This is a genomic window from Yersinia aldovae 670-83, from assembly GCF_000834395.1.
In the GTDB taxonomy this organism is placed as follows: Bacteria; Pseudomonadota; Gammaproteobacteria; order Enterobacterales; family Enterobacteriaceae; genus Yersinia; species Yersinia aldovae.
In genome coordinates this window covers 2182933-2208447 of record NZ_CP009781.1, presented here as the reverse complement: position 1 = coordinate 2208447, position 25515 = coordinate 2182933, and the positions used below count along the sequence as shown (strand labels likewise).

Genomic DNA, 25515 nt, shown 5'->3' with positions numbered 1-25515 from the left:
TATCGGAATTAACGACGTACCGCGATAGCTTCGATTTCTATTTTCACATCTTTTGGCAGACGTGCAACTTCAACACATGAGCGGGCAGGGAACGGTGCGTTATGTTCATTGAAGAAAGCTTCGTAAGTGGCGTTTACGGTGCTGAAATCGTTCAGATCTTTCACGAATACCGTAGTTTTCACGATATCGGCAACCTTTAAACCTGCCGCTTCGACGATGGCTTTCACGTTTTCCAGTGATTGACGAGCTTGAGCGGAAACGTCATCGGCCACCAGACCGGTTTTCGGATCAACCGGGATCTGACCGGACGTGATGATCATACTGCCCAGATCAACACCCTGAACATATGGGCCGATGGCGGCAGGGGCTAGCTCAGTGCTGATAATGCGTGACATATTGACTCCTGGTTACGTAATGCGAAAGGAACCTGTCATCTTTCACATTGCAGGAGTGTTGGCTGCGCGCTACTTGGCCCATCCTTGGGCCTTGCCCCTACGAGGCCGCTATAATCCGCTTTCCTGCACCGTGAAATCGACTGGATTTAATTAGTTCTATTATAAAGATGGGTTGGATTACAGCAACCCAGGCACGTTAAGTTTGCGATGTTCCACGATGGAAAATATTGCCACTAGTGTAAATGTTACGTGCGCCAATATTCGCTTGGGCAGGACATTACCCTTTTGCAGCATTTAATCTGCCTGTAAAACCACCTGATGGTCGAACTCCTTCTCGCAATATTTGCATTTAAGGTGGATTTCACCTTTTTGTGCTTTCACTTTAAAGCTGGAATTAACCGGTTCGTTGTGGCTGATGCAGTTACTGTTGGGGCAGGTAAGTACGGCGTCAATATGCTCTGGCAGGCAGAGGGTCAGCTTCTTTACCACTTCGTAGTTATCAATGCGGTTAACAGTTGCATCGGGGGCATACATGGCCAGTTGGTTAGCTTGCTGCTCAGTCAGGAAGGTATTTTCTATTTTAATCAGATCCTTACGGCCAGAGCGTTTTGACGGCAAATTCAATCCAATAGTGATGCGTTGATCCGTTGCCGTGAGTTTGAACAGCGATAACAATTTAAAGCCGATTTGCGCCGGAATATGGTCAATCACGGTACCGCATTTAATCGCTTCAACCTGTAGTTTGTAATCCTGAGTCATGTTCAATCCCCTTAAAGAGCCAAATCTGCGTTTAATACCAGCGCCAGCAGCGCCTGACGTGCAAAAATACCGTTACCTGCCTGTTGGAAATAGTAGGCGTAGGGGGTTTTATCAACATCGGTGGTGATCTCATCAATACGTGGCAGCGGGTGCAGCACTTTAAGGTTGTCCCGTGCGTTATTCAAATCTGCCGCACGTAAGATGAACTGCGCTTTGACGTTAGCATATTCAGAGGGGTCAAGGCGCTCTTTCTGCACGCGGGTCATATAGAGAATATCTAACTGCGGCACCACTTCTTCTATGCTTTGATGCAAGCTGTATTCAATCCCCTTTTCTTCCAGCATTTGCAAGATATAAGTAGGCATTGCCAGTGCGTCTGGGGCGATAAAGAAGAAGCGGTTACCATCGAATTTGGCCAGCGCTTGCGTTAGTGAATGTACGGTTCGGCCATATTTTAGGTCGCCAACCATCGCGATATTGATGTTATCCAGCCGCCCTTGGGTTTCCTGAATAGTAAACAAATCGAGCAGAGTTTGCGTTGGATGCTGGTTGGCACCGTCGCCCGCGTTGACCACCGGCACATTGCCTGAGAATTGGGCAGCCAGCCGTGCAGCGCCTTCCTGCGGGTGGCGCATCACAATGGCATCCACATAGGTGCTGATGACCGACATAGTATCGGCTAGTGTTTCGCCTTTCTTACCCAGCGACGTATGGCTGCTATCGGAGAAGCCAACCACTGATGCGCCCAAGCGGTGAATCGAGGTTTCAAATGACAAGCGGGTACGGGTCGAGGCTTCGAAAAAGCAACTGGCGATCACTTTGTGTTTTAACAACTCGGGTTGCGGGTGGCTTTTCAAACTGGCGGCTGTGCGCAATACCAGTTCCAGCTCCTCGCGACATAAGTCGTTAATTGAGATGATATGCTTGTGATACAACGGGTTGGCCATTTTCGCTCTCCTGTGTGACCCGTTATACTTCAAGCTGCATGTGCGTTGGCGGCTTTCGCTCACCCCAGCCGCTGACTTGTGTAAGCTCCTGGGGATTTGCTCAGTTGCCGCCTTCCTGCAACTCGAATTATTTAGGGTATATATTTTAATTAGTGATAATGCTTAATTTGGCTCCGATCAGCAGACAAAAAAAAGCCCCTCAATGAGGGGCTTTACGAGATCGGTTTAGCAACGGGAGAAAGAATGGCAATTGGCTGCCTGCTAGCAGTCTATTTTGTCGACCGTCGATCGGGTCATTTTCAACAAAACGACGATGTTTAGCAAAATTCAAGCGGCTTTTCATCATTTCTCCCGGCAAATTGTGGCGAATTATACTCGCGTGGGATTTCTCTGCAAGAGGGAAAAGCCGTATTTTTTATGATTAGCAAACGATTACTAATGGGAGTTAGTTCGAATTTGCTTTCAGTGAATCATGAACTGAAACCTCAGTCCTCATCAAACCCGGAATTAAACAACTCAATCACTGCCGCCAGCGCCTGAATCTCATCAGGGCCGGTGGCTTCAACTTCAATCTGACGACCTTTGGCAGAATCTAGCATCAGCAGTGCAATCACACTGCTGGCTTCAGCCTCGGTACCACTGTCATTGCGTAACATTACTTCTGCATCAAAACTTTGGACCAGCTCAAACAGTTTCATGGCTGGCCGGGCGTGCATCCCCAGCTTGTTTTTGATCTCAACAGTTTGTTTGACGGTCATTGTTTACGCTTTTCCAGAGTTCGGTGGCGTGATTGGACATTTTTACCGCGAGCGCGGAAATAATCTGCTAATTGCTCAGCAACATAGACCGAACGGTGCTTACCGCCGGTACAACCAATGGCAACCGTCAGATAACTGCGGTTATTGGTCTCCAGCATCGGCAGCCACTGTTCCAGATAGCTGCGGGTCTGATAAACAAAGTTATGCACTTCAGTATGGCGATCGAGGAAGGAGATTACCGGTTTATCCAAGCCTGTCATCGGACGTAATTTGGGGTCCCAGTGTGGGTTTGGCAGGAAACGAACATCGAAGACATAATCGGCATCAATAGGAATACCGTGTTTAAAGCCAAAGGACTCAAACACCATCGTCAGCTCGCGCTCACGTTTACCCAACAGGCGGGTACGCAGCATTTCGGCCAGCTCATGTACTGACATTTCCGAGGTATCAATAACCAGATCAGCCCGTGAGCGCAGAGGCTCCAGCAGGATACTTTCTTCATCGATAGCACTTTCTAATGACAGATTCTTAGCCGACAACGGATGCAAACGACGAGTATCACTGTAGCGGCGAATCAGGGTATTACGGTCAGCATCCAAAAATAGCAACTGTGGTGAGAAGCTGTCCGGCAGTTGAGTCATCGCGAGTTCAAATACCTCAGGAGATTCCGGCATATTGCGCACGTCTATGCTCACCGCGGCCGAGATATTCCTCCCGGCAAGTGTATTCGCCAATTGTGGCAGCAGAACCACGGGCAAGTTATCGACACAATAAAAGCCCATATCTTCCAAGGCACGCAAAGCAACAGACTTCCCTGAACCGGAACGGCCGCTGACAATCATCAGCACCATGTGAGTGACTCCCCTTGGTATCTCATTGGCGTTTATCGCCACAATTAGGAACCTGCATTCTGGCTATAAGAGCCGGACATAGCGAACAAAACAGACGCTATTTGCCAAGTTACGCTGTTTCTGACGGCACTTCTGTCATTATCTGATAAAGCTCTTCATCACTTTGCGCTGCACGTAAACGCCGACACACTGTTTTATCAGCTAATCTCTTGGCCACTAAAGACAAAGTGTGTAAATGAGTTTTACATTGATCTGCCGGAACCAACAAGGCAAATAATAGATCAACCGGTTGGTTATCAATAGCATCGAAGGCTATTGGTTGTTCCAGACGGATAAATACACCCACTGCACGCAGTGTATCTTCTTCCAACTTGCCGTGAGGTATCGCGATACCGTTACCAATACCGGTACTGCCCATGCGTTCGCGTGTTAGTACCGCATCGAAAACGACCTGTGATGGTAGGTTTAGCTGCCTGGCCGCTAACTCGCTGATAATTTCCAAAGCCCGTTTTTTACTGGTGCAATGTACGGCGCTTTTGGTGCACTCGATATTTAATACCGAGCTTAATTGCAATGCTGGATCGTTGATCATCTCATCTTTCACTTAAACGCTGTTTTACACCTGAAACCGGTGGTGGAGATATTTCCTACTACCGGTTCAGGCTAAGTAGCGAGTGTAAACCTTGGTTGGTGAATAATAGCCGCAAAGATTCTTAATGCTGTTTCAATTTATCTTTATGTTTGTTCAACTGGCGGGCCAGTTTATCAACCAAAATATCAATTGCGGCATACATATCTTCTTGGTCCGAGCTAGCGTGCAACTCGCCTCCATTCACATGCACCGTTGCTTCTGCAATTTGTTTTACTTTTTCGACACTTAAAACCACATACACCTGGTTAATGCGATCAAAATATTGCTCAAGTTTGGCAAATTTTGTGGTAACAAACTCGCGTAATGCTTCGGTTATTTCTACATGATGACCGGTAATGTTGAGCTGCATAGTGTCTTCCTTCTCAGTTCAGGTCAAACCAACTGTTTACGCTGATTTGACGGCGGGATGGATAACGACTCTCGGTACTTCGCAACAGTGCGCCGCGCCACCATAATGCCTTGTTCACATAACAGTGTGGTGAGCTTGCTGTCACTCAGTGGTTTGGCTGGGTTTTCTGCCGCAACCAATTTTTTCACCAGTGCACGAATAGCAGTGGAAGAGGCTTCGCCCCCGCTATCGGTATTGACGTGACTGGAGAAGAAATATTTCAGCTCGAAAATCCCCCGAGGACTGTGCAGGAATTTCTGCGTGGTCACGCGGGAGATCGTCGATTCATGCATATCTACGGCTTGGGCAATATCAGCCAGCACCATAGGTTTCATAAATTCTGCCCCATTTTCAAAGAATGCGACCTGTTGCTCAACAATGCAACGCGCCACTTTGAGTAGCGTTTCATTACGGCTTTCAAGGCTTTTTATCAGCCATTTCGCTTCTTGTAGATTGCTACGGATAAACTGCCCGTCGCTATCATTGCGCGTACTGCTGCCCATCGCCGCATACTGTTGATTAATCTTCAGACGGGGAATGCTATCGGCATTCAGTTCGACCACCCACTGGCCTTTGTCTTTGTGTACCAGCACATCGGGGATGACATATTCAGACTCCCCGGTATTGATAGATTGGCCAGGACGCGGGTCCAACGACTGGATCAAGGCGATCGCTTCTTTCAGTGTATCTTCTTTTAGCCGACTTAAACGGATCATCGTGCGGAAATCATGGTTGCCTAGCAAATCCAGATATTCGCTAATGACCAGGCGTGCTTCAGCCAGATAGGGGGTGTCTTTGGCATATTGCGATAACTGTACCAGCAGGCATTCACGCAGATTTCTGGCGGCAACACCAATGGGATCAAAGTGTTGGATTCGCTTGAGTACCGCTTCGACTTCATCTAGTGCGACATTTTCATCGCCCATGCTTTCTAAGATGTCTTCCAGCGGGACGGTGAGATAGCCCGTCTCATCCACGGCATCGACGATAGAGGTTGCGATGGCGGCATCGGTATCAGAGAACGGCGTCAAATCCACTTGCCACATCAGATAATCTTGCAGCGTTTGGGTAGTTTCCCCCTGATAGACCGGTAATTCGTCCTCGCTGTAATCATTGCCCATACCTGATGGCGTTCCTGCGGTGTAAATTTCATCCCAGGTGGCATCAAGCGGCAACTCTTCCGGCATATCTTTTTGTTCCAGCGCCTCGCGGGTATCAAGCGATTCACTGTCTACGACTTCTTTGGCATCAATCTCTTCGTGAAGATCAGTTTGCTCAAGCAGGGGGTTACTCTCCAACGCTAATTGAATCTCCTGCTGGAGTTCAAGCGTAGAAAGTTGCAACAAGCGAATGGCCTGTTGAAGCTGCGGAGTCATCGCCAGTTGTTGGCTGAACTTGAGTTGCAAACCTTGCTTCATAATGCGGTATTAATTTTCCTTTATGGATGACAAGCGTCTTACCCAGTTAATCGTGCGGTTAGAGGCGGAACTCTTCACCGAGATAAACACGCTTAACTTGTTCGTCAGCCAAAATTTCCTGTGGTGTACCGTGAGCGATTAAGTGCCCCTGGCTTACAATATAAGCCCGCTCACAAACGTCCAGCGTTTCACGCACGTTATGGTCGGTAATCAGAACGCCAAGGCCACTGTCGCGCAGATGTTCAATAATTTTCTTGATATCGATAACAGAAATCGGGTCAACCCCAGCAAACGGCTCATCCAGTAGAATGAATTTAGGATTTGCAGCCAGTGCGCGGGCGATTTCAACCCTGCGACGTTCACCACCGGAGAGTGATTGGCCCAGGCTGTCACGTAAATGAGTAATATGGAACTCTTCCATTAATTCATCAGCCCGTTCCTGACGCTGTTCAGTTGACAGGTCTTTACGGATTTCCAGCACCGCCATCAGATTGTTAAAAACACTCAGGCGACGAAAGATAGAAGCCTCTTGTGGCAAATAGCCAATACCACGGCGTGCACGTTCATGCAGAGGCAACAGGCTGATATCTTCGTCATCAATCACAATACGCCCGGCGTCACGCTGGACAATGCCGACGACCATATAAAAAGTGGTGGTTTTACCCGCGCCGTTCGGCCCAAGCAGGCCCACAATCTCACCGGACTTCACGTTCAGGCTGACGTCTTCGACTACTTTACGGCCTTTGTACGCCTTAGCCAGCTTTTCTGCGATTAATGTTGCCATAAATGATTACTTACTCTTCTTTTGGCCTGACGCTGCTGGCCCTTTGTCTTGTAATTGGGACGGTAACAGTACCGTTGTCACGCGATTGCCTTTATCACTGAAGGCTTCCATCTGCTGTTTTTTCACCAGATAAGTGATGCGGTCGCCTTTGATATTACTATCAAGTTGCTCCAGGTAGGCATTACCGGTCAAGACGACAAAATCATTAGCGACTTCGTAACGCAATTTCTGCCCGTGCCCCTTGACCGGCTTACCGCTGTCCTGCATCTGGTAGAAAGTCACTGGATTACCATAGCCTTCGATGACCATTTTGCTCTGATCACCGCCAGGGCGGGTAACAACCACTTTATCAGCCTTAATCTCAATGGTACCTTGCCTGATAATCACGTTGTCGGTGAAGGTGACGGTATTCGCCGCCATATCTAACGCTTGTTTGACTGAGTCAACGTTAACCGGTTGATCGGTATCGCCGGTTAACGCCAGAGCAGGCAGGCTTGCGGCCAAAAGTGAGCTGGCAAGCAAAAGATGACGAATTTTATTTTTGGATTTCATAAGAGGTTTTAACCTTTTCAATCAGCTCGGCGGTTTTATCCCGCAAGTTCCCACGCATTTTCATGCCGTTAGATGTAAATCCAACACCAAAGAGGGTAACTTCATCGTCTGAGGATACATCCTGAGTGATCAAATTAACCTGGGCGTTATCGGTTTTAATTTTTTGTAACTGTGCGTCCGGGGTCAGGCTATCAACTTCAACATGACCATACAAATAGAGCATTTTATCATCGGTCAACTTGGCGCGATCAGCCCGCACAGTCCAGGTCGCAACCGCATTATCACCAAACAGAGTCATAACCGGTTTGGTAAACCAGGTTAATTCCTGAACACTGAAGTTCTGAACGTCTTCCGCCACCAATTTGTAATTTAATTGCCCGACTGGATTAAAAACCACGGTCACAGTATGTTGGCTCTGCGAAGACGGCTCAGTGTCATCCGTCACTTTTGGGATGCTCTGCTGATTAAAACCGGACATATTCCAGCCAATTAGTGCCAAAGCAACCAGTGCCAGAAATATTGTTATCCAGCGTCTTGTTGTACTCATATCGACAATCCTTTGGCACCGTCAAGCTTATCTTGAGCCAATAATATTAAATCACAGACTTCACGTACCGCACCGCGCCCGCCATTAATCTGTGTGACGTAGTGCGCTTTTGGCAGCAGCAATGGGTGAGCATCAGCTACGGCGACCGATAACCCAACACGGGCCATTACCGGCCAATCGATCAGGTCATCACCAATATAAGCCACTTGTTCAGGCTCACATCGTAATGCCGCTAATAATTCATTATAGGCGATCAGCTTATCAGATTGCCCTTGATAAAGGTGGGTAATGCCCAATGTGTTAGCGCGGTCTTCCAATAATTTGGCCTGGCGACCAGTAATAATCGCCACTTCAATACCTGAGGTTATCAGGCAGCGGATGCCATAGCCATCACGTACGTTGAATGCTTTCAGCTCTTCGCCCTGATTACCCATATAAATCAGGCCATCGGACATCACGCCATCAACATCACAAATCAGCAGGCGAATTTTCGCCGCGCGCTGCATCACGCTGCTTGCGACTGGCCCATAGCATGTGTCCAGATAAGGGGTGCTCATAATTTACCTTTTATTAAACTACACCGGCTCTCAGCATGTCGTGCATATGCACCACACCCAGCAATTGATCGCCATCGGCCACTAACAATGCGGTAATATGGCGTGACTCCATCAGATTGAGAGCATCCACCGCCAGCATGGTTGGCCGCACCCGGATACCTCCGCCGGTCATGACATCCGCAATTTTCGCGTTATTCAGATCAATTCCCATATCAAATACTCGCCGCAAGTCGCCGTCGGTAAAGATACCTTTAATCATCATCAAATCGTCACAGATTACGGTTAAACCCAGATTTTTCCGAGTAATTTCCAGTAGGGCATCTCGTAATGAAGCATCAGGGCTGATGTGAGGAATATCTGCACCGGTGTGCATAATATCGCTGATCCGTAACAGCAATTTGCGGCCCAGCGCGCCGCCGGGGTGAGAAAGGGCAAAATCTTCCTGAGTGAAACCACGCGCTTGCAACAACGCGACCGCCAGCGCATCGCCCATCACCAGCGTCGCGGTGGTGCTGGTGGTAGGGGCTAAACCTAGCGGACAGGCTTCTTGTGGCACTTTAATGCACAAATGGATGTCAGCGGCTTTACCCATCGTGCTTTCAGGGTTATTGCTCATGCAGATAAGCGGGATTCTCTGGCGCTTAAGCACCGGAATCAACGCGAGAATTTCGTTGGATTCCCCTGAATTGGAGATGGCTAACACAATATCCTGGCGTGTCACCATGCCAAGGTCACCGTGGCTGGCCTCGCCCGGATGAACAAAGAATGCAGGCGTGCCTGTGCTGGCAAAAGTGGCGGCAATTTTGCAACCAATATGCCCAGATTTGCCCATCCCCATTACCACGACTTTGCCATGACAGTTAAATATCGTCTCACAGGCTTTGGCGAAATCGTCATTAATGTATTGATCGAGTTGTGCCAACCCTTCGCGCTCAATGTGTAATACCTGTTTACCCGCCTGCTGGAAATTCACTCCTCGCTGTAAATCAAGATCCGGCTGTAAATCAAAAGTAGACATATTTGGTTCCTGTATACGGCATTGTTTATGTTATGCCGCACTGAATGGAGCGAAAAACAGCACCGCAAGATAAGCGATAAACCCACATAATAACAGAGTGCCAGCCATACGGTTGATTCGATGTTTGCGCCCCAGACACAATAGCGTGAATACCACGCTGACGCCGAGCATCACCCAATAATCACGCTGGAAAGCCTCGGGATTGATTTCTCCCGGTGATAGCAGAGCGGGTACACCGAGAACAATCACGATATTAAAAATATTTGAGCCGATGATATTGCCGACAGCCATATCATCTTCCCCTTTCAGCGCCCCGGCGATAAACGTCGCCAATTCTGGCAGGCTGGTGCCGATAGCGATGACCGTCAGGCCAATAACCAACTCACTGACTCCCGCGACTCTGGCAATCACTGTGGCATTATCGATAATCATTTTGGCTGACAGGGGTAAAATAATGAAGGCCAGAACCAGCCACAATAATGCGACGGTATTGCTACTATCCTGAGGTAATTCAGCTAATTGCTCACGGGTCAGGATATCATTGCCCTGAGCGTGTGCCAGCCGCGCGATTTTTAGTATTAAAATGATAAATATCGCCGCTGCCAGCAGCAAGACAACGCCATCTCCCCGGCTCAGATGATTATCAGCCAGCAGAAAACCACACAATACCGTGACGACCAACATCAACGGCAGTTCGCGCCGCAGGATCTCTGAGCGTACCGTCAGCGGGCGGATAAGGGCCGCGCCCCCCACAATCAGCAACAGATTGGTAATATTCGACCCCAGCACATTCCCCACCGCCATATCGGTTTGGTCGTTCAGGGCCGCTGTCACTGAAACAATCAACTCCGGCAGTGACGTACCGATACCGACGATAGTCATCCCAATAATTAATGGGGGGATGCCGAAAGAACGGGATAATACCGCAGCGCTATAGACTAATCGATCAGCGCCATACACTAATAAAACCAATCCAATGATTAATAGTGTTATTGCAAGAAACATGCAGAGTCCTTTATTGGGTATACCCTGTGTCCTTGAAGTTACAGGGGATCGTTCGCTTGTCGCCTTCCTGCAACGCCAATGACTTTGGATATATAATCTTGATCCGTTGGTAGCAGTTTTCGCTGTTGGTACATGTGAGCCGTCAGGCAACAATGACTGAAAATACACTTTTTTTACTTTCCCTCTAATTTTGACTGTGAGAACCAGAAAAGTAAAACTTATGGCAACTTTGGCGACAAAAAAGCGTCAATAAATTGCCAAAATACTTCCAATTGCGCTCATTGCTGCTATTTGATGTAGCATTGGTGTCAAAATGAGTCATAAATGGCCTTAAGGGACGAATAATAATGAACCAACTGGCGTCGAATTTGATAGAAATTCGCGGGATGAGTTTTACCCGTGGAGAGCGCCCTATATTCACTGATATCAATATGACGGTTCCACGCGGCAAGGTGACTGCGATTATGGGGCCTTCCGGGATTGGTAAAACCACATTGTTACGCCTAATTGGTGGACAATTGACACCTGATACCGGTGAAATCTGGTTCGATGGTGATAATATTCCAGCGCTTTCGCGTCAGCGTTTGTATGATGTGCGTAAGAAAATGAGCATGTTGTTTCAATCGGGGGCACTGTTTACTGATTTAACCGTATTTGAGAATGTGGCTTTCCCATTACGCGAACACAGTCATTTGCCGGAAGAGTTGCTACACAGCACCGTCATGATGAAGCTGGAAGCTGTCGGTTTGCGCGGCGCTGCTAACTTGATGCCAGCCGAGCTTTCCGGTGGTATGGCGCGGCGTGCTGCATTGGCGCGGGCGATTGCTCTTGATCCTGAACTGATTATGTTTGATGAGCCTTTTGTCGGGCAGGATCCGATTACGATGGGTGTACTGGTAAAATTGATTGATGAGCTGAATCATGCGCTGGGAGTCACTTGTGTGGTGGTCTCCCATGATGTGCCTGAGGTGCTTAGTATTGCTGATTATGCCTATATCGTTGCTGATCAACATGTTATCGCCGAAGGGACGCCTGAGCAGTTACAAACGAATGGTGACACGCGGGTGCGCCAGTTTCTTGATGGCATTGCCGATGGGCCGGTACCTTTCCGTTTCCCAGCCGGGGATTATAAAACTGAGCTGCTTTACACCAAGTAATTGGCGTTGCAGGACGGCCGCAAGCTAGCACGCGTGCAGGTTCAAATACGAAAGGTATAGGCTGATGGAGTATTCATGTTAGTACAGGCGTTAGCGTCTTTAGGGCGCAGAGGCATTAATGTCTGCGTATCCTTTGGTCGCGCAGGTTTAATGCTGTTCAATGCCCTTATCGGGCGGCCCGAACCGCGAAAACAGTGGCCATTGCTCGTAAAACAGCTGTATAGCGTTGGAGTGCAATCGTTACTGATTATTGTGGTTTCTGGCCTGTTTATCGGCATGGTTTTGGGGTTACAGGGCTTTTTGATCCTCACGACCTACAGTGCTGAGGCCAGTCTTGGCATGATGGTCTCCTTATCGCTGTTGCGTGAACTGGGGCCTGTGGTGACCGCACTGCTGTTTGCCGGCCGCGCCGGTTCCGCGCTGACCGCGGAAATCGGTTTGATGAAGGCTACCGAGCAGATTTCCAGCCTGGAAATGATGGCTATCGACCCCCTGCGGCGGGTGGTTGCACCCCGCTTCTGGGCGGGGCTTATCAGTATGCCACTGTTGACCGCTATTTTTGTGGCCGTCGGTATTTGGGGCGGTTCAGTGGTCGGTGTTGATTGGAAGGGAATTGATGCGGGTTTCTTCTGGTCAGCGATGCAAAATGCCGTCGAGTGGCGGACAGATTTACTGAATTGCCTGATTAAGAGTCTGGTATTTGCGATTACCGTGACCTGGATTGCGCTGTTCAATGGTTATGATGCGATCCCAACGTCTGAAGGGATTAGCCGGGCAACGACCCGTACCGTGGTGCATTCATCACTGGCGGTATTGGGATTAGATTTTGTGCTGACAGCACTGATGTTTGGGAATTGAGTCGATGCAAACGAAGAAAAGTGAAGTCTGGGTAGGGGTGTTTATACTGATAGCTATTCTGGCTGTGGTATTTCTCTGCCTGAAAGTTGCGGATATCAAGTCAGTAGGCAATCAACCGACGTACCGCATTTATGCAAATTTTGACAATATCGGCGGGTTGAAAACCAATTCACCCGTCAAAATTGGCGGCGTGGTCGTAGGCCGGGTGGCGGAAATTACGCTGGATACCAAAAACTATACGCCGCGTGTTGCGATGGATATTCAGCAACGTTACAACCATATCCCGGACACCAGCTCACTGGCTGTACGCACTTCGGGTTTATTGGGCGAACAATTTCTGGCATTGAGTGTGGGTTTTGAAGATCCTGAAATGGGGACCGGTATCGTGAAAGATGGTGGCATAATTCAAGACACCAAATCTGCGCTGGTTCTGGAAGACCTTATTGGTCAGTTCCTGTACAAGAGTGGGGGGGGCAATTCCGATACACCAACTGGCGAGGCAGCTCCAACGGCTGCGGCACCCGTACCTGCTGAAAATGGCAGCTTACCTGCAACGCAACATCCTTAAGAGGGTATTTGAATGTTTAAACGTTTACTTATGGTCGCCTTGTTGGTCGTCGCACCTTTGGCTAATGCGGTCGATCAGACCAACCCATACCGCATGATGGATGAAGCAGCGCAAAGAACCTTTACGCGACTGAAGAACGAGCAGTCGCAGATTAAGCAAAATCCCGATTATTTGCGTACCATCGTGCGTGAAGAGCTGCTGCCATTTGTTCAAATCAAGTATGCCGGTGCATTGGTGTTAGGCAGCTACTATAAAGCCGCGACGCCCGCCCAACGCGAAGCCTACTTTAATGCTTTCAGCCAATATCTGGAGCAGGCATACGGTCAGGCATTGGCGATGTACCACGGCCAGACTTACGATGTTGCCCCAGACCGGCCGTTGGGTGAAGACAATATCGTTGCCATTCGTGTCACTATTCTCGATCCGAATGGCCGCCCACCGGTTCGACTCGATTTCCAGTGGCGTAAAAACAGCCAGACCGGTCACTGGCAGGCTTATGACATGATAGCCGAAGGGGTGAGCATGATCAGCACCAAGCAAAATGAGTGGGCCTCTATCCTGCGTCAGCAAGGGATTGATGGCCTGACGCTACAGTTGTTGAGCGCTGCGAAACAGCCTATTACCTTAGATAAACCCTAATTATGGCAGACAAACTAAGCTGGCTGTCTCAGCAGGAGACCTTGATACTACAAGGTGAATTGGATCGTGAAACGTTGCTCCCGCTTTGGCAGCAACGTGAGGTGTTGCTGGCGGATAAGACGCATATCGATGTCAGCCAATTACAGCGCGTCGATTCATCCGGTTTGGCATTACTGGTGCATTTTCGTGAACTGCGTGCCAGGCAAGGTGTCTCATTAACTGTCATCGGTGTCAGTGATCGGCTTTCGACCTTGATTGAGCTGTACAATCTCCAGCACATCATCCCGGTGGAAACGGCCCTCTAGAGAGTTAAGTGAGCGGTTATTTGTGCCGTCGTTTATCTAAAAGATAACGTTTTTCAGGCCCCTGTGAGTATTTATGACGCAGGGGCTTTTCTTTAGTTTCGGAGCAAGCCGTATTCCACTAATATGTTTGGCTGGCTATGCTCCTCTTAAAATAGACTGAATCTTATGGATACTAACGAAATTAAAGACGTGCTGATGAATGCATTAGCACTGCAAGAAGTTCATGTAACGGGTGAAGGCAGCCACTTTCAAGTGATTGCTGTCGGCGAGCTGTTTGCCGACATGAGCCGGGTAAAGAAACAGCAGGCTGTTTATGCGCCGCTGATGGAATATATCGCTGATAACCGTATCCATGCCTTATCAATCAAGGCTTATACGCCGCAAGAGTGGCAACGGGATCGCAAGCTAAACGGTTTTTAATACTGTCGGCTGATGGGCTGTCCGGACGTGTCGTAAACAGCTTATCAGGCGGGCAGTGAATTCGAATTTGACACTAGTATTTTGACAACAACTGAGAGTGGTCATAATGGATAAATTTCGTGTAGAGGGGCGGACTTGCCTGAGCGGTGAAGTCACTATTTCTGGTGCGAAAAACGCCGCGTTACCCATATTGTTCGCCGCTTTATTGGCGGAAGAACCGGTAGAATTGCAAAACGTCCCAAAGCTTAAAGACATTGATACCACTATCAAGCTACTGAGCCAATTGGGTACTAAAATTGAGCGTGATGCTTCCGGCTCTGTTTTTGTTGATGCCAGTGGTGTTGATGAGTTTTGCGCGCCTTATGATTTGGTAAAAACCATGCGTGCCTCTATCTGGGCACTGGGGCCGCTGGTGGCACGTTTTGGTAAAGGGCAAGTTTCCTTACCGGGCGGCTGCGCTATCGGCGCACGTCCGGTTGACTTGCATATCACCGGTTTGGAACAATTGGGTGCAGAAATCAAGCTGGAAGAAGGCTACGTTAAAGCATCCGTTAATGGGCGCTTGAAAGGCGCACATATCGTCATGGATAAAGTCAGCGTTGGCGCGACCGTCACCATTATGAGTGCTGCGACACTGGCTGAAGGTACTACCGTAATTGAGAACGCGGCCCGTGAACCGGAAATCGTTGATACAGCGAATTTCCTAAATACGCTGGGTGCCAAAATTAGTGGCGCAGGTACTGACCGTATTACTATCGAAGGCGTGGCTCGCTTGGGTGGCGGCGTATACCGCGTGTTACCTGATCGTATCGAAACCGGTACTTTCCTGGTTGCCGCGGCCATTTCAGGTGGCAAAGTCGTTTGTCATCAGACTCGCCCTGATACTTTGGATGCGGTATTGGCTAAGTTGCGTGAAGCTGGTGCGGATATTGAAGTTGGTGATGACTGGATTAGCCTCGATATGCGCGGTAAACGCCCTAAAGCCGTTACCTTGCGCACCGCGCCGCATCCGGGGTTCCCGACTGACATGCAGGCCCAGTTTAGTTTATTGAATCTGGTGGCTGAAGGTACGGGTGTTATCACTGAAACAATCTTTGAAAACCGTTTCATGCATGTACCTGAGCTTATTCGTATGGGCGCACATGCAGAAATCGAAAGCAATACCGTGATTTGCTATGGTGTCGAGCAGCTTTCCGGAGCGCAGGTGATGGCGACCGATTTGCGAGCTTCTGCCAGCTTGGTATTAGCCGGTTGCATCGCGGAAGGGGTGACGATTGTTGACCGGATCTATCATATCGATCGCGGCTATGAACGCATTGAAGATAAACTGCGCGCACTGGGTGCCAAAATTGAGCGTATTAAAGGCGAGTAAGTCGTCACTGAAGCGCTAAAAGACAGATGCCAGCCGATGATACCGAGCTGGCATTTTTTTAAGCCGATGAACCTTACCGCTGTGACGTTGGCTGCTGGCCCAGCACGGCATTCTGATCTAACTCACTGATAATAATCTGCGTTGTGAGCTGCTGACCATGGCGTAATAACAAAACAGGAATTGTGGTGCCAGGGCGGATTTCTGCCACCTGATCCATAGTTTCTATAACGGACGTCGCTGGCTTATTATTAACGCTAAGAATGATATCGCCAATTTGTAGACCCGCCTCGGCCGCCGGACCGTGTTCTGATATGGCATTGACCTTAATTCCGTGTATCCGATCTGCACTATTTCCGCTGGCATTGAAAGGCGGATATTCCTCACCGGTAATCCCGATATAACCACGGATAACCCGCCCGTCACGGATGAGTTTCTCCATCACTTTAGTCGCCAACGCGGTTGGAATCGCAAAGCCAATACCTTCCGGTGTCTCACCATTGCTACTTTTATCAAACGAGAGGGTATTAATCCCCATCAGCTCGCCCAATGTATTCACCAGCGCACCACCGGAATTACCCTGGTTGATCGAGGCATCTGTCTGAAGGAAATTTTGTCGCCCTGAGTCACTTAAACCAATACGCCCGGTGGCGCTGATAATCCCCTGAGTCACGGTCTGGCCAAGGTTATAAGGATTACCGATTGCCAGTACCACATCACCAATGTGCGGCGTGCGGTTAATATTAATGGGAATAATTGGCAGATTGGTGGCATCAATTTTCAGAACGGCTAAATCAGTCAGGCTATCTGAGCCAACCAGTAATGCTTCGTATATGCGGCCATTTTGTAATGCCACAATGATCTGTTCTGCATTATTGATAACGTGTTTATTGGTAAGGATATAGCCCTTATCACTCATAATCACGCCAGAACCTAGCGTTCGGATGGCCAGCCCCTCCTGCGAGGAACCCAGACTGCGGTTGTACACATTCACTACCGCAGGTGCTGCGCGGCGTACTGCCTGGTTATAACTGGCAGGAACCTCGTCATCTAAACTATTGCTATTGCCAGAAAATAAGTGGCCAGGATTGCGAAGCATAGGCATTGCGACCAGCAAGATACCGGCAACAATTAGCCCCAAAATAATAGAACGCAATAGCTTAAGAAACATAAGGTTTAAGGCGTGAATGGATAGATGACAGGAGAATAGCATGAGTTTGGCGGACACAGCATTGTGCTGTGTCCGATTTTTCTGCAAATTACCGTATTAATAGGTAAATATTCTCTTCACCGCGCACGATATTCAGCGCGATGACAGCCGGTTTCGCTTCGATAGCTTTGCGTAACTGGGTAATGTCCTGAACACGCTCACGGTTTACAGCAATAATTACATCGTCTTTTTGTAAGCCAGATTGCGCTGCTGGTGAGCCTTTGATGATGCTCTCAACTTTGATACCTTTGCTGCCACCTTTGATCTCGCCATTGCTCAGGGATGCGCCCTGTAACGAGGGTGATAAGGTATCCGCGCTGGTTGAGGTTGGGCTGCTGTTTTCCAGTGTGACAGTCACCTCAAGCGGCTTACCTCCGCGCAGCAAGCCTACTTTAATGGCTTTGCCCGGCCCGGTGGTGCCGACTTTGGCGCGCAACTCAGCAAAGCTGCTGATTGGCTTGCCATCGACAGAAATCAACACATCACCTGATTTGATACCGGCTTTAGATGCCGCAGATTTTGGCAATACTTCACTGACAAAAGCGCCACGCTGCGCATCAATATTGAAGGCTTTTGCCATATCCGCAGTCATTTCAGTACCACGAATCCCCAGCAGACCGCGTTTGACTTCACCAAATTCGATCAACTGCTGGCTGAGGTTCTGTGCCATATTGCTTGGAATTGCAAAGCCGATACCGATATTACCGCCGCCCGGAGCTAAAATGGCGGTGTTAATACCAATCAAATCACCATTGAGGTTAACCAGCGCACCGCCTGAGTTACCGCGGTTGATGGAGGCGTCAGTCTGGATAAAGTTTTCTAACCCTTCCAGATTCAAGCCACTGCGACCCAATGCAGAAATAATCCCTGATGTGGCCGTTTGCCCCAGACCAAATGGGTTACCTACCGCGACTGCAAAATCACCTACGCGCAAATTATCAGAATCAGCCATTTTGATCGCAGTCAGATTTTTGGCATCAGTTAACTGCAATAACGCGATATCGGTTTGCTCATCACGGCCTAACAGTTTGGCATCATATTCGCGACCATCATTGAGCTGCACACGAATTTTATCCGCGTTATTGATAACGTGGTTATTGGTCAGCACATAGCCTTTTTCGGCATTAATAATCACACCAGAACCCAGCCCCTCGAATGGGCGGTTAGTCTCTTTCCCCGTTGGCGCATTTGGGCCAAAGAAGAACTTGAACTCTTCGGGTAAACGTTGTTGCTGAGCCTGGGTGCCAGAGACATGCACGCTGACAACTGCGGGTAACACTTTCTCCAGCATCGGTGCCAGACTCGGTACCGCCTGACCAGCAACCGCTGCGGGAAGTGCTGCTGCGTTCACCATTGGGGCAGCAGCGAAGCCTAAGGCGACGCTCATTGCCAGCGCACTAAGAAATAATGATTTCTTCTTCATTGGTTTAAACTCTCTCAATACCTAACGGTGAATGAATAGGGTGGATAGCTGCTACAGGCTATTGTAAATTCAGACTCTGAATGAGCTGAAAAATTCACTTATTTCAAAAGGCTACTGTTGCTTTAACATCAGTATATAACGTACCGCTTGATATAAGGGCCAGGATAAGGCAATTCAAGGAGAGGTAAGTATAGAAGTGTAAATGTGCTGGCCACAGTTCTGTAGCCAGCATGATGGTATGTGTTTAATCGCGGGTTTGGTGTTCCGGACGCAGTAAACCTGATGCTCCTTCCGAGTAATCACGCGGTGGCATTTTTACCGGTGCTTGATCGTTATCGGCTTCAGATTCAGTCACACGGTAGCGGAACGGATTATCCTGTAATGGTAAGTCAGGCAATAAGTTATTGGAGCTTTTCGCCATATGCTGATAGAGCTGGCGATAATCACGAGCCATGTTATCGAGCAATTCAGCACTGCGGGCGAAGTGCCCAACCAGTTCTTGACGATACTCTTCCAGATCTGTTTTGCTCTTCTCCAGCTCATTTTGCAGCACTTGCTGCTGACGCAATTTGCGGTTGCCAAAGCGCATAGCTACCGCGCCAATCACAACACCAACAACCAACCCAATAAGCGCGTACTCCCAGGTCATGATGACTCCTTATTTTGACTTCATTGTTCAGCAGGACTTTTTCACTTAATAATACCCACTATAACCGTTAACCTTGTCTGAGTGGAATCCTGATGCAACATTGCCTATGGTTATCAGGCTTTTTTCACAGCAACAGAGTCGGTAAATGCTGCGATTGCCCGATAAATCAGCAAGAAAGTACCGCAAAAAGTAGCTAACTATTTTATCAGGGATTGTTGATAAACATGCAACCGAGCACACCTACAGCACTTTACCAGCAGGCACTTGATGCTGGCGACTACCAACCTGACGAGGTTCAACGGCGCACCGTGGCGCGGTTGGAGACTCTTTATCAGGAATTCATTCAGCGCCCAAATACGCCACCGGCCAGTGTGGGCTTACGCAGGCATCTGCATCGTTTGATTGGCAAGCCAACGCCGCGCGCACCCGTACGCCCGATTCAGGGCTTATACATGTGGGGCGGGGTCGGGCGGGGGAAAACCTGGCTAATGGACCTGTTTTTCCACAGCTTGCCGGGTGATCGTAAGCTTCGTCTGCATTTTCATCGTTTCATGCTACGGGTTCATCAAGAGTTAACCGAGCTGCAAGGCCATGAAAATCCATTGGAAATTGTTGCCGATGGCTTTAAAAGCCAAACCGACATCCTCTGCTTTGACGAGTTTTTTGTCTCAGATATTACTGATGCCATGATACTGGCAACATTATTGGAAGCCCTTTTTGCGCGAGGCATCACGCTGGTGGCCACGTCCAATATTCCGCCAGATAACTTGTACCACAATGGCTTACAGCGCAGTCGCTTCTTGCCAGCCATCGCGTTGATTAAGCAATATTGTGATGTCATGAACGTGGATGCCGGTATCGACTACCGGCTGCGCACGTTGACTCAGGCAAACCTGTATCTGACACCACTGAATGCGCAAACAGAGCAGATGATGGCGCAGATTTTCGTCAAACTTGCGGGTAAAGAGGGCGAACGTGCGCCGATATTGCAGGTAAATCACCGGCCTTTGCCTGCGATCTGTGTGGCACAAGGGGTTCTGGCGGTTGATTTCCATACATTATGTGAAGAGGCTCGCAGCCAGTTGGATTACATTGCTTTATCCAAACTTTATCACACGGTATTGCTGCACAACGTCCATAGTATGGCGACGCGAGATGAGAATACGGCGCGGCGTTTTCTGGCTCTGGTGGATGAATTTTATGAGCGGCGAGTGAAGTTGGTTATTGCTGCGGAGGCACCCATGTTTGAAATTTACTGCGGCGAGCGGCTTAAATTCGAATATCAACGTTGTCTGTCGCGGTTGCAAGAGATGCAAAGTGAAGAGTATCTTTCGTTACCCCATTTGCCGTAATCGCGGTTATCTGCGCCGTTGTGGTTCACTTTCTGGCGGTAGAAATGTTATTCTACTTCGGGCGATTTTCCTTCGCCCTTACTTAACATGTTTAATTTATACTTTTCTCGTCAAAAACAGTTCGATCTTTAACGTCGACTTCTCTATAATCTTGCGACCCCACGTTACAACAAAGTTTTTTTCCCAAAAACTTTGATAGTGCCAGCATTGGCTATTCGAAGGGGTAGGTTTGCTGGACTGATGGTCGTGTGAGCCTCAACTGTTTTTGAACGTTTGGGTGTTCACCAACGTGTAACTTATTAATTGGGTAAGCTTTTAATGAAAACTTTTACAGCTAAACCAGAAACCGTAAAACGCGACTGGTATGTTGTTGATGCGGATGGTAAGACCTTAGGTCGCCTCGCAACTGAACTGGCAAGTCGTTTACGCGGCAAGCACAAAGCGGAATACACCCCGCACGTCGATACTGGTGATTACATCATCGTTCTGAACGCAGAAAAAGTTGCTGTAACCGGTAACAAGCGTACAGACAAGATCTATTACCGTCACACCGGCTATGTCGGTGGTATCAAACAGGCGACCTTTGAAGAGATGATTGCCCGCAGTCCTGAGCGTGTGATTGAAATCGCGGTTAAAGGCATGTTGCCGAAGGGGCCGCTGGGCCGTGCTATGTTCCGTAAACTGAAAGTTTACGCGGGTACTGAGCACAATCATGCGGCACAGCAACCGCAAGTTCTGGACATTTAATCGGGATTATGGCAATGGCTGAAAATCAAAACTACGGCACTGGTCGCCGCAAAAGTTCTGCTGCACGCGTCTTTATCAAGCCGGGTAGCGGTAATATCGTTATTAACCAACGTACCCTCGAACAGTACTTCGGTCGCGAGACTGGCCGCATGGTCGTTATGCAGCCTCTGGTACTGTTAGATATGGTTGGTAAGTTTGACCTGTACATCACTGTTAAAGGTGGTGGTATTTCTGGTCAAGCCGGTGCTATCCGTCACGGTATTACTCGTGCACTGATGGAATATGACGAGACTCTGCGCCCTGAACTGCGTAAAGCAGGCTTCGTAACGCGTGATGCGCGTGAAGTTGAGCGTAAGAAAGTGGGTCTGCGTAAAGCACGTCGTCGTCCGCAGTTCTCCAAACGTTAATTTTTTGCCTTTACGGTATCAGATTAATGGTAAAAACCCGGTGTCTCACCGGGTTTTTTTATGCCCGAAAAATACCTTTCTACCGTTCTATTTACTTTCTTTTCGCCGTTAACTTATTGTCAGATAGACAATTGATCATCAAATCGTGCCTCCAGCCCCACAAAACATGCAAAATCTGGTAAACTATTATCCACTTTTGTGCCTGTTCGGTGAACTGTTGGCGTCCGTATCTCTCCCTGGCTGAATTCTTATCTCACCCAAGGTTTATTTACGGTAACGGCGGTCAAGATTGCGAACCGGCGGTAAAACGACTCAGGATAGCCACCTCACCGTGGGCTATTCGCACTGTTTTCTAGATAATCTTGGAGGTTTTCATGGCTGTCGCTGCCAACAAACGTTCGGTAATGACGCTGTTTTCCGGCCCGGCCGACATCTTTAGCCATCAAGTACGTATCGTACTGGCGGAGAAAGGTGTCAGTGTTGAGATTGAGCAGGTTGAAGATGATAATCTGCCGCAGGACTTGATTGACCTCAACCCCTACCGCACCGTCCCTACTTTGGTTGATCGTGAGCTGACTCTGTATGAATCCCGCATTATCATGGAATATTTGGATGAACGTTTTCCTCATCCGCCATTGATGCCGGTTTATCCTGTCGCGCGTGGTAGCAGTCGTTTGATGATGAACCGCATTGAACAGGATTGGTATTCCCTGCTGGCGAAAATTCAGAAAGGGAATGCGCAGGAAGCTGATGCGGCCCGTAAGCAGTTACGCGAAGAGCTTCTGTCTATCGCACCGGTATTTAATGAAATGCCTTTCTTTATGAGCGAAGAGTTCAGTCTGGTCGATTGCTATCTGGCTCCGCTGCTGTGGCGTTTACCGCAGTTAGGTATTGAGTTTAGCGGTGCGGGTTCTAAAGAGCTTAAAGGCTATATGACACGCGTGTTTGAGCGTGATGCGTTCCTGGCGTCACTAACTGAAGTTGAGCGTGAAATGCGCCTGTCAACTCGGGGTTAATCATCATGGAGATGTCGGATATGTCTCCGCGCCGTCCTTACCTGTTGCGCGCATTTTACGAGTGGTTGATTGATAACCAACTGACGCCACATCTGGTCGTGGATGTTACCCGGCCAGGCGTTTCGGTGCCGATGGAGTTTGCCCGCGATGGGCAGATTGTATTGAATGTGGCACCGCGTGCCGTGGGTAATCTGGAACTGGGTAATGATTGTGTGAGTTTTAATGCCCGTTTCGGTGGTGTACCTCGTCAGGTTGTCGCCCCTATGGGGGCTGTGATGGCAATCTATGCGCGTGAAAACGGCTCCGGCACGATGTTCGAGCCAGAAGCTGCGTATGATTCTGATGCTGATGGTAATTTTGACAGTATCGAACAAGACGATAACGAGAATATGCCAGCTGATAATCTGGTGCTGGTCACCGATGACATCAGAACGTCACAGGACGATGATAACTCACCGGATGATGAACCGCCGCAACCGCCACGCAGTAGTGGCCGTCCGGCTTTGCGGGTTGTTAAGTAACGCACCGCAGTTATTTTCCGGTCAGTATTACCTACCTGATAAGGGCGGCATTTGCCGCCCTTATCATATCAACTGAACCATTAAGATAACTTTTTCAATTCAGCCAGGCAGCTATCACGCTGACTCATCATATCGTTGTTTTTGATAGTCGATAAGGTATGAGAAGCGCGTTGTTGGAAGCTGGTTTTTGCCGCGCTATCTTTGGCATCTGCCGGTGCAGTGCAAATCTCTGATAATGGCAATGTTTTGCTGTTACTCACGGCTTTTAACACCGCGGCCGGGTTATAAATTAGCGCAGAAGAGAGAGCTGATTTGACCTCTGCGGTAAACTTCGCATTACCACCATCAGCCAGTTTGGGTGCCATTGCAATCCAGTTATCATCACCTAACTTGATATTGTTCTCGAGCGCCGGTAGTTGCCCCGATTTTGCCAGTTCCGCCACCACAGCCCGAGCACCTCGAGCCTCAATGTTATAACCAACTTCTTGATAATTAAGCGACATTGCTAATGCACTGCCGCTGATCGCCAGCAAGCCACCAGCAATAAAAAGTAAGTGAGATTTCATAACAGATAATCCTTTATTTAAAACAAGGCGTAATAATAATAATAAGACCAGCCATGAGATTCGGCCAACAGCCTAAGAAAATACAAACTTGGTCTTTACTATAGCGCTTAAAGCATAAAATGCTGCAAATAAGGCGACTGAGATTGTTACAAAATCTTGAATGAGAGTGGATATGCAGTGGAAAATAGCAATAAAAAGGGCTGGATAACCAGCCCTTGATGTCTTTGGATGTATATGACAGGATTTTTGGTATCAGACTTCCAAATAATTCATGATGCCTTCAGCGGCTTTGCGGCCTTCAGCAATGGCGGTCACCACTAAATCAGAGCCACGAACAATATCACCACCGGCAAAGATTTTTGGGTTGCTGGTCTGGAAGGCATTATCAGTGCGCTCTGGTGCCACAACACGGCCTTGTTTATCCAATGCTACGTCATGAGCGGCCAGCCATTCCATGCTGTGCGGGCGGAAGCCAAACGCCATAACCACAGCATCTGCTGGCAGAACATGTTCTGAGCCTGGGATTTGCTCAGCCATGCGACGCCCCTGTGCATCAGGTGCGCCCAGTTGGGTACGAACCATCTTCACGCCACTGACCTTGCCATTACTGTTCACTTCAATGCTCAACGGTTGCAGGTTGAATTTAAATTCGACCCCCTCTTCACGGGCATTTTTCACTTCCCGCTTGGAACCCGGCATGTTGGCTTCATCACGGCGATAGGCACAAACGACGTCAGTAGCCCCCTGGCGAATGGAAGAACGCACACAGTCCATTGCAGTATCACCCCCACCCAGCACCACGACACGCTTGCCTTGCATATTGATATAAGGCTCGTGAGGTGCAGCGTCGTAACCCATCAACTGTTTGGTGTTAGCGATCAGGAATGGCAGCGCATCATACACACCAGATGCATCTTCGTTTTCCAGACCACCCCGCATGGATTGGTAAGTACCCACACCGAGGAACACCGCGTCATATTCTTGCAGCAGCGCATCCATCGTGATGTCTTTGCCAACTTCAGTATTCAACTTAAATTCGATACCCATCTCAGAGAAGATTTTGCGCCGCTTAATCATCACTTCTTTTTCCAGCTTAAAGGCCGGAATACCAAAGGTCAGTAAGCCACCAATTTCTGGATGACGGTCAAACACCACCGCTTGTACACCGTTACGCGCCAATACATCGGCACAGGCCAGCCCGGCAGGGCCAGCCCCAATCACCGCCACACGTTTACCGGTCGGGTGAACATGAGACATATCAGGTTTCCAGCCCATCTCAATGGCTTTGTCACTGATATAGCGCTCGATGTTACCGATGGTCACCGCGCCGAACTCGTCATTCAGAGTACAAGACCCTTCACACAAGCGGTCTTGCGGGCATACGCGGCCACAAACCTCTGGCAAGCTATTGGTCTGGTGCGCCAGATCCGCCGCTTCCATAATTCGCCCTTCGTTGGCCAGTTTCAGCCAGTTAGGGATGTAGTTATGCACCGGACATTTCCATTCGCAATAGGGGTTACCGCACGACAAACAGCGGTCGGCCTGTGCTTTAGCCTGTGTTTCCGAGAATGGCTCGTAAATCTCAACAAATTCAATTTTACGGATCTTTAGCGGCTTTTTCGGCGGATCTACACGCTGTAGGTCGATAAACTGATAAACATTCTGACTCATTTCAAC

General features: G+C 48.8%; 31 protein-coding genes. 12 read left to right on the top strand and 19 right to left on the bottom strand.

Annotated elements, in window-relative coordinates; genetic code table 11:
- Positions 1-8: 8 nt before the first annotated feature.
- The 14 genes from ridA to AT01_RS10015 all read right to left on the bottom strand — a co-directional run bounded on the left by ridA (position 9) and on the right by AT01_RS10015 (position 10631).
- Positions 9-395, bottom strand: a complete 387-nt coding sequence (gene ridA / locus AT01_RS10080) for a 2-iminobutanoate/2-iminopropanoate deaminase (RefSeq protein ID WP_042547058.1) — start codon at positions 393-395, stop codon at positions 9-11.
- 294 nt (positions 396-689) lie between these two features.
- The gene (gene pyrI, locus AT01_RS10075; RefSeq protein ID WP_042547057.1) at positions 690-1154 is read right to left on the bottom strand and encodes an aspartate carbamoyltransferase regulatory subunit; all 465 of its coding nucleotides are present in this window, start codon (positions 1152-1154) and stop codon (positions 690-692) included.
- An 11-nt stretch (positions 1155-1165) separates the two neighbouring features.
- Positions 1166-2101 carry an aspartate carbamoyltransferase gene (gene pyrB / locus AT01_RS10070; RefSeq protein WP_042547056.1) on the bottom strand — a complete coding sequence of 312 codons (936 nt, stop codon included), beginning with the start codon at positions 2099-2101 and terminating at the stop codon, positions 1166-1168.
- A 485-nt stretch (positions 2102-2586) separates the two neighbouring features.
- Positions 2587-2859 carry a PTS phosphocarrier protein NPr gene (gene npr, locus AT01_RS10065; protein ID WP_005162489.1) on the bottom strand — a complete coding sequence of 91 codons (273 nt, stop codon included), beginning with the start codon at positions 2857-2859 and terminating at the stop codon, positions 2587-2589.
- Positions 2856-3710, bottom strand: a complete 855-nt coding sequence (gene rapZ, locus AT01_RS10060; RefSeq protein WP_004701387.1) for an RNase adapter RapZ — start codon at positions 3708-3710, stop codon at positions 2856-2858. Before rapZ ends, npr begins: the two co-directional genes overlap by 4 nt.
- A 109-nt stretch (positions 3711-3819) precedes the next feature.
- The gene (ptsN, locus tag AT01_RS10055; protein ID WP_042548585.1) at positions 3820-4302 is read right to left on the bottom strand and encodes a PTS IIA-like nitrogen regulatory protein PtsN; all 483 of its coding nucleotides are present in this window, start codon (positions 4300-4302) and stop codon (positions 3820-3822) included.
- Positions 4303-4423: 121 nt separating this feature from the next.
- Positions 4424-4711 carry a ribosome hibernation promoting factor gene (gene hpf / locus AT01_RS10050; protein ID WP_004701384.1) on the bottom strand — a complete coding sequence of 96 codons (288 nt, stop codon included), beginning with the start codon at positions 4709-4711 and terminating at the stop codon, positions 4424-4426.
- A 23-nt stretch (positions 4712-4734) separates the two neighbouring features.
- Positions 4735-6168: an RNA polymerase factor sigma-54 gene (rpoN, locus tag AT01_RS10045; protein ID WP_042547055.1), complete on the bottom strand. Its 1434-nt coding sequence runs from the start codon at positions 6166-6168 to the stop codon at positions 4735-4737.
- 58 nt (positions 6169-6226) lie between these two features.
- The gene (gene lptB, locus AT01_RS10040; protein WP_004701380.1) at positions 6227-6952 is read right to left on the bottom strand and encodes an LPS export ABC transporter ATP-binding protein; all 726 of its coding nucleotides are present in this window, start codon (positions 6950-6952) and stop codon (positions 6227-6229) included.
- A 6-nt stretch (positions 6953-6958) separates the two neighbouring features.
- Positions 6959-7504, bottom strand: coding sequence for a lipopolysaccharide ABC transporter substrate-binding protein LptA (gene lptA, locus AT01_RS10035; RefSeq protein ID WP_042547054.1), 546 nt, complete (start codon positions 7502-7504; stop codon positions 6959-6961).
- Entirely contained in the window at positions 7488-8051 is a 564-nt protein-coding gene (gene lptC / locus AT01_RS10030) for an LPS export ABC transporter periplasmic protein LptC (RefSeq protein ID WP_042547053.1), read from the bottom strand. The genes lptA and lptC overlap by 17 nt, the downstream gene beginning before the upstream one ends.
- Positions 8048-8608, bottom strand: coding sequence for a 3-deoxy-manno-octulosonate-8-phosphatase KdsC (kdsC, locus tag AT01_RS10025; protein ID WP_042547052.1), 561 nt, complete (start codon positions 8606-8608; stop codon positions 8048-8050). Before kdsC ends, lptC begins: the two co-directional genes overlap by 4 nt.
- 13 nt (positions 8609-8621) lie before the next feature.
- Positions 8622-9626, bottom strand: a complete 1005-nt coding sequence (kdsD, locus tag AT01_RS10020) for an arabinose-5-phosphate isomerase KdsD (RefSeq protein ID WP_042547051.1) — start codon at positions 9624-9626, stop codon at positions 8622-8624.
- A gap of 30 nt (positions 9627-9656) precedes the next feature.
- Entirely contained in the window at positions 9657-10631 is a 975-nt protein-coding gene (locus AT01_RS10015; RefSeq protein ID WP_042547050.1) for a calcium/sodium antiporter, read from the bottom strand.
- A gap of 347 nt (positions 10632-10978) precedes the next feature.
- Here AT01_RS10015 and mlaF point away from each other — a divergent pair, with 347 nt between their 5' ends.
- From mlaF to murA, 7 genes are all read left to right on the top strand, one after another.
- Positions 10979-11788 carry a phospholipid ABC transporter ATP-binding protein MlaF gene (gene mlaF, locus AT01_RS10010; protein ID WP_004701368.1) on the top strand — a complete coding sequence of 270 codons (810 nt, stop codon included), beginning with the start codon at positions 10979-10981 and terminating at the stop codon, positions 11786-11788.
- Between the two features lie 75 nt (positions 11789-11863).
- Entirely contained in the window at positions 11864-12646 is a 783-nt protein-coding gene (mlaE, locus tag AT01_RS10005; RefSeq protein ID WP_042547049.1) for a lipid asymmetry maintenance ABC transporter permease subunit MlaE, read from the top strand.
- A gap of 4 nt (positions 12647-12650) precedes the next feature.
- Positions 12651-13214 (top strand): outer membrane lipid asymmetry maintenance protein MlaD, encoded by a 564-nt coding sequence (gene mlaD, locus AT01_RS10000; RefSeq protein ID WP_042547048.1) that lies wholly within the window; start codon positions 12651-12653, stop codon positions 13212-13214.
- A gap of 12 nt (positions 13215-13226) precedes the next feature.
- A complete protein-coding gene (mlaC, locus tag AT01_RS09995) occupies positions 13227-13853 on the top strand; it encodes a phospholipid-binding protein MlaC (protein ID WP_004701362.1) in 627 nt (208 codons plus the stop codon).
- Positions 13854-13855: 2 nt separating this feature from the next.
- Entirely contained in the window at positions 13856-14158 is a 303-nt protein-coding gene (gene mlaB / locus AT01_RS09990; RefSeq protein WP_004701360.1) for a lipid asymmetry maintenance protein MlaB, read from the top strand.
- Between the two features lie 165 nt (positions 14159-14323).
- Complete coding sequence (gene ibaG / locus AT01_RS09985) at positions 14324-14578, top strand: BolA family iron metabolism protein IbaG (protein ID WP_042547047.1); 255 nt, start codon at positions 14324-14326, stop codon at positions 14576-14578.
- A gap of 106 nt (positions 14579-14684) precedes the next feature.
- Complete coding sequence (gene murA / locus AT01_RS09980) at positions 14685-15950, top strand: UDP-N-acetylglucosamine 1-carboxyvinyltransferase (RefSeq protein ID WP_042547046.1); 1266 nt, start codon at positions 14685-14687, stop codon at positions 15948-15950.
- A 73-nt stretch (positions 15951-16023) separates the two neighbouring features.
- On the opposite strand, the gene degS is transcribed toward murA, so the two are convergent.
- From degS to zapG, 3 genes are all read right to left on the bottom strand, one after another.
- Positions 16024-17118 (bottom strand): outer membrane-stress sensor serine endopeptidase DegS, encoded by a 1095-nt coding sequence (gene degS / locus AT01_RS09975; RefSeq protein ID WP_042547045.1) that lies wholly within the window; start codon positions 17116-17118, stop codon positions 16024-16026.
- Between the two features lie 88 nt (positions 17119-17206).
- The gene (degQ, locus tag AT01_RS09970; RefSeq protein ID WP_004701353.1) at positions 17207-18580 is read right to left on the bottom strand and encodes a serine endoprotease DegQ; all 1374 of its coding nucleotides are present in this window, start codon (positions 18578-18580) and stop codon (positions 17207-17209) included.
- Positions 18581-18824: 244 nt separating this feature from the next.
- Positions 18825-19229: a Z-ring associated protein ZapG gene (zapG, locus tag AT01_RS09965; protein ID WP_004701352.1), complete on the bottom strand. Its 405-nt coding sequence runs from the start codon at positions 19227-19229 to the stop codon at positions 18825-18827.
- A 224-nt stretch (positions 19230-19453) separates the two neighbouring features.
- Here zapG and zapE point away from each other — a divergent pair, with 224 nt between their 5' ends.
- The 5 genes from zapE (at position 19454) to sspB (ending at position 23272) form a co-directional block, all read left to right on the top strand.
- Positions 19454-20581, top strand: coding sequence for a cell division protein ZapE (zapE, locus tag AT01_RS09960; RefSeq protein ID WP_042547044.1), 1128 nt, complete (start codon positions 19454-19456; stop codon positions 20579-20581).
- 318 nt (positions 20582-20899) lie between these two features.
- Positions 20900-21328 (top strand): 50S ribosomal protein L13, encoded by a 429-nt coding sequence (gene rplM / locus AT01_RS09955; protein WP_004701348.1) that lies wholly within the window; start codon positions 20900-20902, stop codon positions 21326-21328.
- A gap of 14 nt (positions 21329-21342) precedes the next feature.
- On the top strand, positions 21343-21735 hold the full coding sequence (gene rpsI / locus AT01_RS09950) for a 30S ribosomal protein S9 (protein WP_042547043.1): 393 nt from the start codon (positions 21343-21345) through the stop codon (positions 21733-21735).
- Positions 21736-22109: 374 nt separating this feature from the next.
- The gene (gene sspA, locus AT01_RS09945) at positions 22110-22751 is read left to right on the top strand and encodes a stringent starvation protein SspA (protein ID WP_004701343.1); all 642 of its coding nucleotides are present in this window, start codon (positions 22110-22112) and stop codon (positions 22749-22751) included.
- 5 nt (positions 22752-22756) lie between these two features.
- Complete coding sequence (sspB, locus tag AT01_RS09940; protein ID WP_042547042.1) at positions 22757-23272, top strand: ClpXP protease specificity-enhancing factor; 516 nt, start codon at positions 22757-22759, stop codon at positions 23270-23272.
- Between the two features lie 80 nt (positions 23273-23352).
- On the opposite strand, the gene AT01_RS09935 is transcribed toward sspB, so the two are convergent.
- Together AT01_RS09935 and AT01_RS09930 are read right to left on the bottom strand one after the other, a co-directional pair.
- Positions 23353-23838 carry a hypothetical protein gene (locus AT01_RS09935; protein WP_004701340.1) on the bottom strand — a complete coding sequence of 162 codons (486 nt, stop codon included), beginning with the start codon at positions 23836-23838 and terminating at the stop codon, positions 23353-23355.
- Positions 23839-24090: 252 nt separating this feature from the next.
- The gene (locus AT01_RS09930) at positions 24091-25509 is read right to left on the bottom strand and encodes a glutamate synthase small subunit (protein WP_042547041.1); all 1419 of its coding nucleotides are present in this window, start codon (positions 25507-25509) and stop codon (positions 24091-24093) included.
- Positions 25510-25515: the final 6 nt, after the last annotated feature.